The organism is Weeksella sp. HMSC059D05, from assembly GCF_001809725.1.
In the GTDB taxonomy this organism is placed as follows: Bacteria; Bacteroidota; Bacteroidia; order Flavobacteriales; family Weeksellaceae; genus Weeksella; species Weeksella virosa.
On the sequence record NZ_KV798524.1, the window covers coordinates 206,863 to 220,326 of the forward strand.

The 13,464-nt window shown below is 36.6% G+C and carries 13 protein-coding genes and 1 tRNA gene; 4 read left to right on the forward strand and 10 right to left on the reverse strand.

Translation table 11 applies throughout. The annotated features are described in order from the left end of the window. The first annotated feature begins 69 nt into the window (after positions 1-69). A complete protein-coding gene (locus tag HMPREF2660_RS03595) occupies positions 70-1,128 on the forward strand; it encodes an ABC transporter substrate-binding protein (protein WP_070485642.1) in 1,059 nt (352 codons plus the stop codon). Positions 1,129-1,212: 84 nt separating this feature from the next. Here HMPREF2660_RS03595 and pheS read toward each other — a convergent pair whose 3' ends face one another. The 6 genes from pheS to HMPREF2660_RS03625 all read right to left on the reverse strand — a co-directional run bounded on the left by pheS (position 1,213) and on the right by HMPREF2660_RS03625 (position 6,532). Further along, a complete protein-coding gene (pheS, locus tag HMPREF2660_RS03600) occupies positions 1,213-2,232 on the reverse strand; it encodes a phenylalanine--tRNA ligase subunit alpha (protein ID WP_070485643.1) in 1,020 nt (339 codons plus the stop codon). 144 nt (positions 2,233-2,376) lie between these two features. Continuing rightward, positions 2,377-3,816, reverse strand: coding sequence for a pyruvate kinase (pyk, locus tag HMPREF2660_RS03605; protein WP_013598167.1), 1,440 nt, complete (start codon positions 3,814-3,816; stop codon positions 2,377-2,379). An 11-nt stretch (positions 3,817-3,827) separates the two neighbouring features. Then, positions 3,828-4,283 (reverse strand): IPExxxVDY family protein, encoded by a 456-nt coding sequence (locus HMPREF2660_RS03610; RefSeq protein ID WP_070485644.1) that lies wholly within the window; start codon positions 4,281-4,283, stop codon positions 3,828-3,830. Beyond that, positions 4,264-5,034, reverse strand: a complete 771-nt coding sequence (rnc, locus tag HMPREF2660_RS03615) for a ribonuclease III (RefSeq protein WP_070485645.1) — start codon at positions 5,032-5,034, stop codon at positions 4,264-4,266. Before rnc ends, HMPREF2660_RS03610 begins: the two co-directional genes overlap by 20 nt. Further along, the gene (fabF, locus tag HMPREF2660_RS03620; RefSeq protein ID WP_013598170.1) at positions 5,034-6,287 is read right to left on the reverse strand and encodes a beta-ketoacyl-ACP synthase II; all 1,254 of its coding nucleotides are present in this window, start codon (positions 6,285-6,287) and stop codon (positions 5,034-5,036) included. The genes rnc and fabF overlap by 1 nt, the downstream gene beginning before the upstream one ends. An 8-nt stretch (positions 6,288-6,295) precedes the next feature. After that, a complete protein-coding gene (locus tag HMPREF2660_RS03625; protein WP_013598171.1) occupies positions 6,296-6,532 on the reverse strand; it encodes an acyl carrier protein in 237 nt (78 codons plus the stop codon). Positions 6,533-6,752: 220 nt separating this feature from the next. On the opposite strand from HMPREF2660_RS03625, the gene pckA reads away from it, so the two are divergent. Then, positions 6,753-8,324, forward strand: a complete 1,572-nt coding sequence (gene pckA / locus HMPREF2660_RS03630) for a phosphoenolpyruvate carboxykinase (ATP) (protein WP_070485646.1) — start codon at positions 6,753-6,755, stop codon at positions 8,322-8,324. Between the two features lie 62 nt (positions 8,325-8,386). Here the strand turns inward: pckA and HMPREF2660_RS03635 are convergent, their stop codons facing one another. From HMPREF2660_RS03635 to HMPREF2660_RS03650, 4 genes are all read right to left on the reverse strand, one after another. After that, positions 8,387-9,100: a tRNA1(Val) (adenine(37)-N6)-methyltransferase gene (locus tag HMPREF2660_RS03635; protein WP_013598173.1), complete on the reverse strand. Its 714-nt coding sequence runs from the start codon at positions 9,098-9,100 to the stop codon at positions 8,387-8,389. Further along, complete coding sequence (locus HMPREF2660_RS03640; protein WP_070485647.1) at positions 9,093-10,550, reverse strand: sensor histidine kinase; 1,458 nt, start codon at positions 10,548-10,550, stop codon at positions 9,093-9,095. Before HMPREF2660_RS03640 ends, HMPREF2660_RS03635 begins: the two co-directional genes overlap by 8 nt. Next, positions 10,550-11,143 (reverse strand): riboflavin synthase, encoded by a 594-nt coding sequence (locus tag HMPREF2660_RS03645; RefSeq protein WP_013598175.1) that lies wholly within the window; start codon positions 11,141-11,143, stop codon positions 10,550-10,552. Before HMPREF2660_RS03645 ends, HMPREF2660_RS03640 begins: the two co-directional genes overlap by 1 nt. Before the next feature lie 146 nt (positions 11,144-11,289). After that, positions 11,290-11,362, reverse strand: a tRNA-Phe gene (locus HMPREF2660_RS03650). A 231-nt stretch (positions 11,363-11,593) separates the two neighbouring features. Here HMPREF2660_RS03650 and HMPREF2660_RS03655 point away from each other — a divergent pair. Next, the gene (locus HMPREF2660_RS03655) at positions 11,594-12,880 is read left to right on the forward strand and encodes a BamG family beta-barrel-assembly machinery protein (protein ID WP_070485777.1); all 1,287 of its coding nucleotides are present in this window, start codon (positions 11,594-11,596) and stop codon (positions 12,878-12,880) included. A 98-nt stretch (positions 12,881-12,978) separates the two neighbouring features. After that, positions 12,979-13,461: an LPS export ABC transporter periplasmic protein LptC gene (gene lptC / locus HMPREF2660_RS03660; RefSeq protein ID WP_232013423.1), complete on the forward strand. Its 483-nt coding sequence runs from the start codon at positions 12,979-12,981 to the stop codon at positions 13,459-13,461. The last annotated feature ends 3 nt before the right edge of the window (positions 13,462-13,464 follow it).

The window sequence follows — 13,464 nt, forward strand, 5'->3', positions numbered from 1 at the left end:
TGATTTGTAATAAAAATTCAAAATATTTTCTTAACCTTTGTAAACCAAATAATTAAATTGATTATAAAAATGAAAATACAAACTTGGATTCTCTGTTTGCTACTAAGTTTCTCCTATTTTACCTGTAAAAAAGCAGAAAAACCTTCTTCTCAGCCTCAATTATCGTACGCTGCTTATCTCAATTATCAAAAAACAGATCAACAAATAGAAATATGGATCGATGGACAAAAACAAGCTTTCCCTCTAACCAAATTTCCTTATAAGAGAATTGTCGTTACCCAAACCGCTAGTGTTGGGTTTCTAAAAGAGTTAGACGCTTTAGACAAACTTATCGGAGTTACAGATGCTAACTTTATTTATCAACCAGCCATACGAACCAAAATACAAGCAAACAAAATCTTAGAATTTGGCAACGCAAGCGAGTTGTTGGTAGAAAAAATATTAGAAGCCAAGCCCGATTTGATTATCGCCTCTTCGAACCCGAGCCACACCAAAGCTCTTTCTGTCCTACAGCAGAGTGGAATAGATGTACTTTTGATCGATGATTACAAAGAAACTTCGCCTATCGGACGAGTAGAGTACTTGAAACTTTTCGGTCTTTTGGTTGGTAAAGAAGAATTGGCACAAAAAAGATTCTCCGAAATCCGTGAAAACTACGAAAACACAAAAACGAAAATAGCAAACGCTAAAGCAAACAAACACACGACTTTTGTAAACACCATGTACGGTGATGTTTGGTATTTACCTGGTAAAGAAACCTTGCAAGCAAAACTTTTGGCAGATGCCAACGCTAATTATTTATGGGCAAATGATGGCGATGTTTTGTCTATTAATGCCAGTTTCGAGCAGGTTTATAAGCGAGCCAAAAGAGCAACAATCTGGTTAAATGTAAGTGATTTTCAAAACTTAGACCAGATGAAAGCCGCACGAAATCAATATACTTGGTTCGATGCTTATAAAACAAAAAATGTATACAATACCAATCGAAAAGCAAACTCCAACGGAGGGAGTGATTATTTCGAAACGGGAGTTGTTCGTCCAGATCTTATTTTACAAGATTTAGGAAAGATTTATTATCCAGAATTATTTAGCAATCATTCGTTTTATTTCTATCAAAAATTACTGTAGAAATAAAGTTCTATTGAAGTATAGAAAAAAGAATGGACGAACATTTGTTCAACCATTCTTTTTATGTATTGTAACGTAGTTTTTTTAGAATAATTCAGCTTTGAATTGCTCCAAAAAGCGGATATCATTTTCAGTATACAAACGGATATCTCCAATCTGGTAAAGCAGAAGGGCAATTCGCTCAATCCCCATTCCAAATGCATATCCCGAAAACTCTTCAGGATCAATGTTTACATTTTTCAATACGTTAGGATCCACCATTCCGCAACCCATAATTTCTAGCCAACCCGTTCCTTTGGTCATACGGTAATCAGCTTCTGTTTCTAAGCCCCAATATACATCTACTTCTGCAGAAGGCTCGGTGAACGGAAAGAAAGAAGGGCGAAGTCTAATTTCACTTTTCCCAAAAAGTTCTTGTGTAAAATAACTCAAAGTTTGACGTAAATCTGCAAAAGAAACATCTTTATCGATGTACAAACCTTCTATTTGGTGAAACATCATATGCGAACGCGACGAAATAGCTTCATTCCGGTACACCCTACCTGGAGATAAAAATCTTAGTGGCGGACGGTTGTTTTCTAAATGTCTTATCTGTACCGATGATGTGTGCGTACGCAAAACCCAATCCGGATTTTTTTCTATAAAGAAAGTGTCTTGCATATCACGAGCAGGGTGGTGTTGTGGTAAATTAAGTGCCGTAAAGTTGTGCCAATCATCTTCTATTTCTGGCCCTTCAGACAAGGTGAAGCCAATACGCTCGAAAATAGAAATAATTCTATTTTTCACGATATTGATAGGATGACGAGAACCCATCGGGAAAGGTTCGCCAGGTCTAGTAAGGTCCATAGTTAATGCTGTGTCTTGCTCGTTTTGCAAAGTTTCCTTGAGGTCGTTTACTTTTTGGTTTGCAGCATTTTTTAGTTCATTGATAACTTGGCCAAACTCTTTTTTCTGATCATTGGGGACATTTTTGAATTGAGCAAACAAATCATTTAGAATTCCTTTTTTTCCTAAATATTTTATTCTAAATGCTTCTATTTCGGCAGTGTCTTGGGTCTGATAAGCCAAAACTTCTTGGATGTGTTTTTTTATTTGCTCAATCATTTTTTTCTTTCTTTATACGCACAAATTTAAGGGATTCGTTGCTTTATTCAAATAATATTCACGGGATTCTTTATATCCTACCAAAACAAAAAATCCTTAAACTATTTTCGTTCAAGGATTTGTCTTTTACTATAGAAAAGGAGATTACGCAGTCGTTAAACGAACGGTATTGGTAATTCCTTTTTCGAAGGCTGGCATCGCATTTAGATTAATAATGTACTCGCCATATTTTACGAATCCACGCTCAATAGCAATGGTGTTGACTTCGATCACTGTTTGGTCGGTGCTTGTATCTCGTGGATCATAATTAATTGCTTTTACACCCCAAAGTAAATTCAGCATTCGGTTGATTCGCTTACTAGGGTTAAACACTAGAATATACGATAACGGACGATGAGAGGAAATCTGGAACGCCGTGTATCCCGAATAGGTCAAGGTTGCAATTACTTTGGCATTGGTTTGTTCTACCATCTTTGCTGCATTGTAACAAACGATGTCTGTTACAAAGCGTTCGTTCTGGATTTTGGGTTGATGTTCTGGGATATTAATATGTTCATCGTCTTCTACAGTCTGAAGTATTTTGGTCATTTTCTCAATCACCTGAACAGGATATTTACCAACAGAAGTTTCGCCCGATAGCATTACCGCATCAGCACCATCAAAAACAGCATTTGCTACGTCACTTACCTCTGCGCGTGTTGGTGTAAGGCTGCTAATCATAGATTCCATCATTTGGGTAGCAACAATAACAGGTTTACGAGCCAATTTCGATTTGTCTATCAAGCGCTTTTGTTCTCTAGGAACTTCTTCAAAAGGAACTTCAACGCCCAAATCTCCACGAGCAACCATCAATCCATCAGAAACTTTCAGAATATCATCTATATTTTGGAGTGCTTCTGGCTTTTCTATTTTACTAATAATCGGGATTTTTAGATTCGAGTTTTCTCTGATAAAGGCTTTTAGATCTTCTACATCTTGTGCCGATCGAACAAACGAAAGAGCAAACCAATCGACTCTATTTTCGATAGCAAAAAGCGCATCTTCTTTGTCTTTTTCTGTCAGAGCAGGTAAAGAAATTTTTGTGTTGGGAAGATTTACACCTTTTTTAGAGCGTAATGGTCCACCTTGGATTGTTTTTGCTTTTACAGTATCCACTCCGTTGGTTTCGATGACCGTAAAAATCAATTTTCCATCATCAATCAAAATATTTTCTCCTATCTGCACATCTTGCGCAAACTTGGGATAGGTCATGTATACTTTTTCTGCATTGCCGATTACTTTTTCGTTGGTAAACGTCAAAATATCGCCCGGATTAATCACAAAATCTTCGTGCTCCATTTTCCCGATTCGCAATTTAGGACCTTGTAAATCGGCTAATACTGCAGTGTTGAAACCATGTTCATCGTTGAGTTGATGTATGGTTTCTATCTTTTTTTTCACTTCGTCGTATTCTGCATGCGAAAAGTTGATGCGGAAAACATCCACACCTTTGGTCATCATGTCTAATAAAATTTCTTTCGAGTCGGTTGCTGGTCCTAAAGTTGCGACAATTTTTGTCTTTTTTAGGTATTTGTTTGCATTCATTTTTTTGTATTTTAAAAAATCAAGCGGTCAAGAGTTTTAATTTGGGTTAAATCGAATTGTACAATATTTTGTATAGCGTGACTTAGACCAAAAGGCAAATGTACAGTATGTGCATTAAATTCCCAACCATTAATTTTTAAGATATAGTTATAATTTTTATGTTGAGGTAGTAAATATGGTGCCATATCAAACAACTTGTTCATGTCTTTGGTGTCGGAGTTGAATTCTGGCAACGGTAGGTTTTTTATCAAATGATAGGATCTTTGTTGTAAGGGATCTTCCCATAAAAAAGTTGGATAATAGACCAATAATTCATCGTTGATGTAGATGTCTAAATCATTGGTTCGTGTAAATTGGGTATGTTGCTCTACATTGAGATGATACACCAATTGGAACGGATTGCTAAAGGTCGATATGATACCCAACAATTGAAAATCAATTAAATCATCAAGAAGGATATCGGTCATGATTTACTATTTTTTTCTGAAGTGAATAGTAAGCGCGTTTGGCAGCGTTTTCTTCTGCTTTTTTCTTCGAAGTTCCTCTGCCTTTAGAAATTACTTTTTCATTGAGGCGGACGACAGAAACAAAAACCTGTATATCTTCAGCGTTTTGTTCTTCGAAGGTATTGAAGCGTAAACTATTTTTGGTTTTCTGACTCCATTCTAGTATTAGGCTCTTGTGGCTTGCAATGCGTTGTTCTAGTTTTTCTAAGTCCGTAATATAGGGTGCAATTACGTATCGTGTGATAAATTTTTCGGTTATCAGTAATCCTTGATCAACGTAGATAGCACCAACAAAAGCTTCTAATAAATCGCCATTTACATCTTCGCCCAAATTGGCAAGGTTATTGGCAGGAATTAAAAATTCGGTAAGATGAAGTTTTCTAGAAACTTCATTGAGTTGTCTACGAGAGACAATTTTCGATCTCATTTTGGTCAAATAACCTTCTTGCCGATCGGGGGCACTGTTGTATAAATGTACTGCTGCAGAAGCACCAAGTAATGCATCTCCTAAAAATTCCAAACGTTCGAAATTGACATTCTGTCCTTTGTCGTCTTTTCGCTGTGCAGACCGATGCGTAAATGCTTCCTCGTAGACACGAATATCTTTCGGTTTTACACCAACCAATTGCGTGACAAATTGAACTAAGTCTGGATTTTCACTTTCCGAGTTTGGTTTATCAAGCCATCCGAAAAGTTTTTTTAGAAAAAACATTACTTATACTTCTTAAAAATAACACATGCATTGTGTCCACCAAAACCAAAAGTATTACTCAATGCATACTCTACATTTTTCTCTTTTGCTTTGTTAAAGGTATAATCCATTCGAGGATCTAGATTTTCATCATCCGTAAAATGGTTTATGGTCGGAGGAACTAAACTATTATTGATTGCTCCGATAGTCGAAATCGCCTCAATAATTCCAGCACCACCAAGCAAATGACCAGTCATTGATTTAGTCGAATTTATCTGAATATTGTAAGCATGATCCCCAAATAAAGTTTGGATTGCTTTAGATTCTGCAATATCTCCAAGCGGTGTAGAAGTCCCATGCATATTGATGTGGTTGATTTCTTCTGCTTTAATTTTTGCATCTTCCAAGGCAGCTTTCATCACGTTGAGGGCTCCTTTTCCTTCTGGGTGAGGAGCTGTGATGTGGTGTGCGTCGGCTGTCATTCCACAACCTACTAATTCTGCATAAATGGTTGCTCCTCTTGCTAGGGCATGTTCGTATTCTTCGAGAATGATACATCCTGCACCTTCTCCCATTACAAATCCATCTCGGTCTTTGTCAAAGGGTCTAGAGGCTGTTTTCGGATCATCATTTCTTGTAGATAGGGCATGCATTGCATTGAAACCTCCTATGCTCGACGCTGTTACTGCTGCTTCAGAGCCACCAGTAACGATGGCGTCTGCTTTACCCAAACGTAAAAGCATAAAAGCATCTATAATTGCATTTGTAGAGGAGGCACAAGCCGATACTGTGGTATAGTTTGGCCCCATTAGACCAAATTCCATCGAAATATGACCAGGTGTGATATCTGCTATCATCTTAGGGATAAAGAACGGATTGAAACGTGGTATTCCGTTTCCTGTTGCGAAATTTGATACCTCTTCTTCAAATGTTTTGATACCGCCAATGCCAGAACCCCATATCACGCCGATACGCTCTTTGTTTACATTTGCATCATCTAAGATGCGGCTATGTCCAATAGCTTCTCTTGCAGCTACAATTCCCAATTGGGCACAACGATCAATTTTGCGCGCTTCTTTTCGGTCAAAATGATCTTCAATATTGAAGTTTTTAACCTCACAAGCAAATTGTGTCTTAAAAAGAGTTGCATCAAAAAGCGTAATAGGCGCAGCGCCACTGACACCATTCTTCAACCCTTCCCAGTATTCTTGGTAAGTATTGCCGATTGGTGTTAGAGCGCCGATACCTGTTACTACTACTCTTTTTAATTCCATAAGGAATATTACTTGTTTAAGTCTTCGATATATTTAACCGCTTGACCTACAGTTGAAATTTTTTCAGCTTGATCGTCTGGAATCTGGATATCAAATTCTTTTTCGAACTCCATAATCAACTCAACAGTATCCAACGAATCGGCTCCTAAATCGTTTGTGAAGCTTGATTCTAAAGTTACTTCGCTTTCGTCAACACCTAACTTATCAACGATAATTGCTTTTACTCTTGATGTAATGTCAGACATAATTACTTTTTTTAATTTTTGATTTAAACTCTTTGCAAAAATAGGAACTTTTATTAATATCCAATTTATTTTTATTATGCTTGCATAGAAGATTCTATAAAATACTCCCTTTTTAGCATATTTTCTGAATGATATATGTCAAATGTAATCATAAAAAAATAATTCTTATCTTTGAGGATTGATTTTTACGAAAAAATTTCCAAAAAAAACAACATAAAGAATGAGTTTAGATCTTACAGTTTACGGAATAGAAAATGCGAAGATAAACTACCAATTATCAGCAGACGAATTAGAGAAAGAAATGGTGCGTAATGGCCAAGGAGAAGTTACTTCATCGGGTGCAATCAACATGTTAACAGGTGAATTCACCGGCCGCTCGCCTAAGGATCGTTTCATCGTAAAAGACGAAATTACAGAAAATTCAGTTTGGTGGGATGGGAAAATTAATATTCCATTCGATGCTGAAAAATTTGATCGCTTATACGAAAAAGTCGTAAAACATCTCAGTAACCGAGAAGTATATGTGCGTGATGCGTATGCTTGTGCAGATGATCGTTACAAAACAAAAATTCGTGCAATCACCGAAACTCCAGGAGCAAACTTGTTTATCTACAATATGTTTATCCGACCAACCGAGGAAGAATTACAAAACTTTGGTGAGGCTGATTGGACAATTGTTAACGCACCATCTTTTATGGCAAACCCAGAAGAAGATGGAACAATATCGCATAATTTTTCTATCCTCAATTTCAAACGTAAAATTATCATTAACGGAGGAACTGGTTATACTGGGGAAATGAAAAAGGGGGTATTCTCTGCGCTGAATTTCATCTTACCGGTTGAGAAAAATGTATTGCCAATGCATTGCTCTGCCAATTCGGGAAATGATGGCGATACAGCTTTGTTTTTTGGACTTTCGGGTACAGGAAAAACAACATTATCAGCCGATAAGAATCGTCGTTTAATTGGGGATGACGAGCATGGTTGGACACCTGATGATACGGTTTTCAATTTCGAGGGAGGATGTTATGCTAAAGTAATCAACCTATCGGCCGAAGGAGAGCCTGAAATTTTTGGTGCAATCAAAAAAGGAGCTCTTTTAGAAAATGTGAAATTTGTAGAAGGAAGCAATGTGGTTGATTATACCAATGACGAAATTACCGAAAATACGCGGGTGAGTTATCCGATTGATTATATCGAAAATATAGCGGTGCCATCAGTAGGTAAAAATCCGAAAAATATTTTCTTCTTATCGTTCGATGCATTTGGGGTTTTCCCTCCGATTGCAAAGTTAAACGCACAACAGGCCGCCTATTTGTTTATTTCGGGTTACACATCAAAAGTAGCTGGGACAGAAGCCGGAATTACCGAACCTCAGACAACTTTTTCTAACTGTTTTGGTGCGCCATTTATGCCATTGCACCCGACCAAATATGCGAAGATGTTGAGCGAAAAAGTAGAGAGTAGTAATGTGAATGTTTGGTTGATCAATACAGGATGGAATGGTCAGAAAAAGCGTATGTCTTTAAAAGATACACGCGCCGTAATCAATGCTGCGTTGAGTGGTAAATTGGATAATGCAACTTTCCGTCAGGATCCTTTCTTTGGATTCCAGATTCCAGAAAAAGTAGAAGGCGTTGATGCAGAAAAACTAGATCCGGCAACCTCTTTTGATTCTTCGGAAGCTTACGAAAAGAATGCAGTGATTTTGGCTGGGAAATTTAAAGAAAACTTCAAGAAATTCGAAGAGTTTGCAAGTGAAGAATTATTAGCGGGAGGACCGATTATATAAAATCCTACCGAAAAGGTAAAAAAACACCCTGCACAGTAAGTAATGAATAATGTGCAGGGTGTTTACATTTTTAGGTAAAATGCTTTGGTGAGTGCTATATATTCTTCGGTGTAAACATGTCGGTCTTTTTCGATGGTCAAATTTTCGGTTATTGTCGTTCCTTCTTCAAAACTAAACTCTAATAATACACGGATTACAGGAGAATTATTGTGTCCTTTTACAAAGCAAATTTTGTTGCAGAATAAACCGAAAATTTTAGCAACTTCTCGTATATTATCCAAAGAAGAAAACGGTAGGATGAGACACAAGTGTCCATTTTTTTCGAGTAAATCGGATGCTTTTTTGCATAATTGATGAAAGGTGAGATTGTTTTGTTGGCGAGCTGTTTTTCTTTCGGAGTTTTGCATGCGCTTATTTTCTTCGAAATATGGTGGGTTAGAAACAATACAGTCGTATTTTTGGTTAGGTGAAAAAGCAGAAAAATCGTTGAATATAACCGAAACTCTTTCATGGAATTTACTCTCTTGTACATTTCTTTCGGCTTGTTTGTAAGCTGAAGCATCAATCTCGACAGCGTCGATCATTGCAGTAGGGTTTCTCTGTGCCAACATCAGTGCGATGAGTCCCGTTCCGGTACCAACGTCTAAAATTTTTTTTGCATCTGACACTCTAGCCCAAGCACCCAAAAGAACGCCGTCTGTACCAACTTTCATGGCAGTTTGGTCTTGATATATGCAAAATTCTTTGAACCGAAAAGGTTGAGGTTTTTTATTCATCAATCGGGAAGTTTATGATAAAAGTGGTTCCTTTACTTTCTTCGCTCACATAACGAATCAGACCGTTGTAATCTTCGACGATTTTTTTCACCATCGGCAGTCCAATTCCCATTCCGCTATTTTTGGTCGTGAATTTTGGGGTGAAGATTTTATTACCCATTTCTGGTGGAATTCCGTTTCCGTTATCCGAAACTTTTATTAATAATCGATTTACTTTTTTTTCTATTGTTACACGAATTTCTGGCTGTACGTTGGCAGGTACAGCTTGCAAGGCATTTTTCGTAAGGTTGGTGATTATTCGGTTGAGGTAAATTTTATCAATACGATAAAGAATCTCATCATGGCTGCTAGAAAAATGTATATATTGTGAAGGATAGATGCTAAGTGTGTTTTCTATAACTTTTACCATGTCTATAGTTTCGTCTTTTCTGATGGGCATCTTGGCAAAATCCGAAAAGGCTTCTGCAATGGTAGAAATTGTATCAATCTGATCGAGTAATGCTTCTGTTAAATTTCGTGTTTTTTCTTCGAGTCGATCATCGTTTAGATCAAATTTTCGGATATAACTTTGGATCATTAATTTCATTGGTGTCAATGGATTTTTTACCTCATGTGCAACTTGTTTCGCCAAGTCTTTCCATGCTTCTTCTCGTTCTATTTGTGCCAATTGATCCGATTGTTCTTTTAGTTTCTGAAGCATTTCATTGTACGAGTCTACCAATATTTTTATCTCATCATTCCCCGTATAATATAGAGGCTTATTGTTTCCTACGACTTGGGTTTTTCTAATTCTCGCGGCAAAAACACGTAATCTGTTTGTTATCTGACGAGAAATTCGCCAAGAAATCAAACCTCCTACCACAATTACAAATAATAGAACTGCGCCGTATAAACGCAATAGTGCCTCTTTGTCTTCTTGAAGGAAAGATTCGTTGGTATAATAGGGTAAATTGACGATTCCGATCCGTTGTCCTTGGATATTCTTAACGTAAGAAAACGTAGAATATAAGTTGTTTTCTCTGATATTATCACTAGTGTAATCGGTGTAATACTCTTTTTTATTTAATGTTTTTAGGATATTTTCTGGTATGACGAGATATTTCGGTTGTGAAACTTGGGTAGAAAGAATCAAGTTTCCACGGAGGTCATAAATATTGACATCCATTTTACTAATATCTTGGAAGCCTAGTATTTTATCTTCCAGAATTTTTAGGATATCATCTTTTTTTTCGCCGTATGAATTATCAATAATCTCATAATCGATAAGTGCCAAAACGGTTTGCTCTTTTCTTTTTAGTAAATCTTCATGATAGCGTTCGGTTTGCTTGTTGTAGTGGTTAGAGGTAATGAGTAGGATAGAGGTGGCGATAACCAAAATTACGCCAAACATACCCAAGAATATGCGTACAGACAACGAGGTTCTCAATGCCTGCTTTTTATTTTGATTCATTAGTTTATATTCGGTATTAATCGTTTGATGTATTTCCCAACAATATCAAATTCAAGATTTAGTTCATCGCCAAGATTCAATTGATGTAGGTTTGTAAACTCCCAAGTGTACGGAATAATTGCTACTGAAAATTCTCCAATTTTACTATTTACAACTGTTAGACTAATTCCGTTGAGACAGATTGATCCTTTTTCTACTGTAACATTTCCACTTTTTTCTTCATCATAGGCAATTGTTAAAAGAAAACTTCCTTGTTGCTCTTCTATGTTGATTAATTGACCTATCTGGTCTACATGTCCTTGCACGATGTGTCCGTCTAAGCGAGCGTTGAGAGGCATACAGCGTTCTAAGTTGACCAAATCATTAATTTGCCAACGTGCAAGATTAGTTTTGGAGAGTGTCTCGTCGATTGCAGTAACTTTATAGAGATTATCTTTAAAATCAACCACTGTTAGACATACGCCATTGTGGGCTACACTTTGATCAATTTTTAGTTCATCTACAAAGGGAGCTTCAATCCAAAAGTGAATATTTTTTTCTTCTTTTTCTATTTTTCTTACATGACCGACTGCCTCTACGATTCCTGTAAACATGCTTTTATAGTATTTTTTTAAATAGTAAATAGTAATTAAGAGAAGTGTATCTCATCTGTAAAAATACGGTATATTTTGGTAGGAATAACAGTAGTTTTGCTAGGAATAAAAAAAACTTCTCAAATTTTTCATGAGAAGTTTTTTTGTGGTGCCTCCAGGAATCGAACCAGGGACACAAGGATTTTCAGTCCTTTGCTCTACCAACTGAGCTAAGGCACCAGTTTCAATTGCGATTGCAAATATAAGCTGATTTTTTGTTTTTCAAAACAATTTTCATCATTTCGTGCCAAAAATTTGTTTTATTTATTGATTATTAAAGGCTTTGATTAGTGCAATTTCTTATGTTCTATGGATTTTGAGGAGTTATTAACAATATTTCTACGTATTAAAATTTTTACATATGCCAACTAATTAGCATATTTGTACCCTGTTTAGATGAAAATTGGTTCTATGAAAAAATGGATTTTCAGTAGCTTATCGTTACTTGCCCTTACTGCAATACAAGCACAAACCCTTTCTACATCCCCCTATTCAGCTTATGGAATCGGGAAAGGCTTGTTTGATAACAACACCGAGCAAGGCGGTATGGGAGATATTTCTACTCTCAACCTCAATCCGTATGGGCAGAGTGCTAATTTCTACAATCCTGCAGCTAACCAATCGTTGCGTATGACGACGTTTAACATAAGTTTACGAGGCGATGATACTCAGTACAAATATAATCAGAACAAAGAGAAATCGGGCACAGCCTATATTTCTAATCTTTCGCTGGCTTTCCCAGTATCACCAAAAAGTAGAGCAGGATTTGGTTACCAGCCTTATTCTACCACAGGGTTCGATGTAATAAAAGTAGATTCTACAAGTACTACTCCGCTCAATGCACAATACCAAGGCGAAGGAGGAATAAATTCGGTACATGCTTTTTACTCTTATAATGTTACTCCTGAAATTTCGGTAGGAGCGCGTGCAAATTTCTTGTTTGGAGATCAGAACAAAAATGAAAAAATTTCGGTTCAGGGAGGAAGTTTAATTACCGATTATGATACCAAAACATCATATTCTGGTTATCAATTTGCAATAGGAACTGTCTATAATAAAAGAATTGGCGATAATCATCGTCTCAATATAGGGGCAACGTATACATTAGGGACAAAAATAAAATCTCAATTCACGTATTACGTTTCCACATATAATTATAACGGGCCAACAATGATTGCCTTGGATACAATTTCGTACATACACAATAAAAATGCAAAAACACAATTGCCAAACGAATTTAGCTTTGCTGCTTCGTATGGGAAAGACCTCAAGTGGAATGTAGCGGCAGAGATAAAATATGCAATGTGGTCTGATTACTCGAATCCGGTGTATGAAAGCAACACATCTTTGACGAGTAATTTACAGTTCAAAGATAGTTATAGGGCTGCATTAGGTGCATATTATATACCGAACTTCAATAGTTATAAAAGTTATTTAGATCGAGTAATTTACCGTGGGGGTATTTATTACGAACGTGGGAATTTCAATCTCAATTATCATCAAATCAACAACTATGGAGCAACCTTAGGGTTTGGTTTACCTGTAGGAAAAACCAATGATGCATCGATGTTGAATATTGCATTAGAATACGGTAAAAAAGGATCAACTAAACATCAATTGGTTCAAGAGAATTACATTGGTTTCCGTTTAGGTTTTGATTTTAATGATATATGGTTTAGAAAACGCGTGATTGATTAATAGACATGTTGATCCATCCAAAAACATATAACAAAAGTAAAGTTGGTTTTCTAATCAGCTTTATTTTTTTCTTTTCTTGCGAAAGGGGTTCATCCAATTTGGGCACACCCAAAAAAGTAGATTTCCCTGATCGTGTACTTTATCAGGCACATATCTTGCACAAAGATTCTGGACGTTTACAGGTTGATATGCGCGCTCCAAAAATAGAAATTTATAGTTTGTTGGATTCACCGTATACATTATTTCCGAAAGGGTTGAATCTAGATTTTTACGAAAAAGGAAAAGCAAAACCTGGTTACTTTCAGGCCAATTGGGCCAAACTGAATGATGCTACCCAAATTTATGAAGGCAAAGGCAATGTCATAGTAGTCAATGAGAAAGGAGATTCGCTGAAAACTGAACATCTTTTTTGGAATAAAATATCGAAAAAGGTGTACACCACCAAAGAGGTTTTCATTATATCAAAGCAAGGCGATTCACTTCATGCCCAGAACGGATTAGAGTCCACAGACGATCTAGAGCGATATACACTCTACAATAACAGAGGCTTTATGTGGATAGATGAAAAAGAAGCACCTTAAAAG

Coding starts and splice junctions, on each gene's coding strand:
- HMPREF2660_RS03655 (WP_070485777.1), top strand. CDS start 11,594: ATGAAAAAATGGATTTTCAGTAGCTTATCGTTACTTGCCCTTACTGCA.
- pheS (WP_070485643.1), bottom strand. CDS start 2,232: ATGATTGAGCAAATAAAAAAACACATCCAAGAAGTTTTGGCTTATCAG.
- HMPREF2660_RS03595 (WP_070485642.1), top strand. CDS start 70: ATGAAAATACAAACTTGGATTCTCTGTTTGCTACTAAGTTTCTCCTAT.
- rnc (WP_070485645.1), bottom strand. CDS start 5,034: ATGTTTTTTCTAAAAAAACTTTTCGGATGGCTTGATAAACCAAACTCG.
- HMPREF2660_RS03645 (WP_013598175.1), bottom strand. CDS start 11,143: ATGTTTACAGGAATCGTAGAGGCAGTCGGTCATGTAAGAAAAATAGAA.
- pckA (WP_070485646.1), top strand. CDS start 6,753: ATGAGTTTAGATCTTACAGTTTACGGAATAGAAAATGCGAAGATAAAC.
- HMPREF2660_RS03625 (WP_013598171.1), bottom strand. CDS start 6,532: ATGTCTGACATTACATCAAGAGTAAAAGCAATTATCGTTGATAAGTTA.
- HMPREF2660_RS03640 (WP_070485647.1), bottom strand. CDS start 10,550: ATGAATCAAAATAAAAAGCAGGCATTGAGAACCTCGTTGTCTGTACGC.
- HMPREF2660_RS03635 (WP_013598173.1), bottom strand. CDS start 9,100: ATGAATAAAAAACCTCAACCTTTTCGGTTCAAAGAATTTTGCATATAT.
- pyk (WP_013598167.1), bottom strand. CDS start 3,816: ATGAATGCAAACAAATACCTAAAAAAGACAAAAATTGTCGCAACTTTA.
- HMPREF2660_RS03610 (WP_070485644.1), bottom strand. CDS start 4,283: ATGACCGATATCCTTCTTGATGATTTAATTGATTTTCAATTGTTGGGT.
- fabF (WP_013598170.1), bottom strand. CDS start 6,287: ATGGAATTAAAAAGAGTAGTAGTAACAGGTATCGGCGCTCTAACACCA.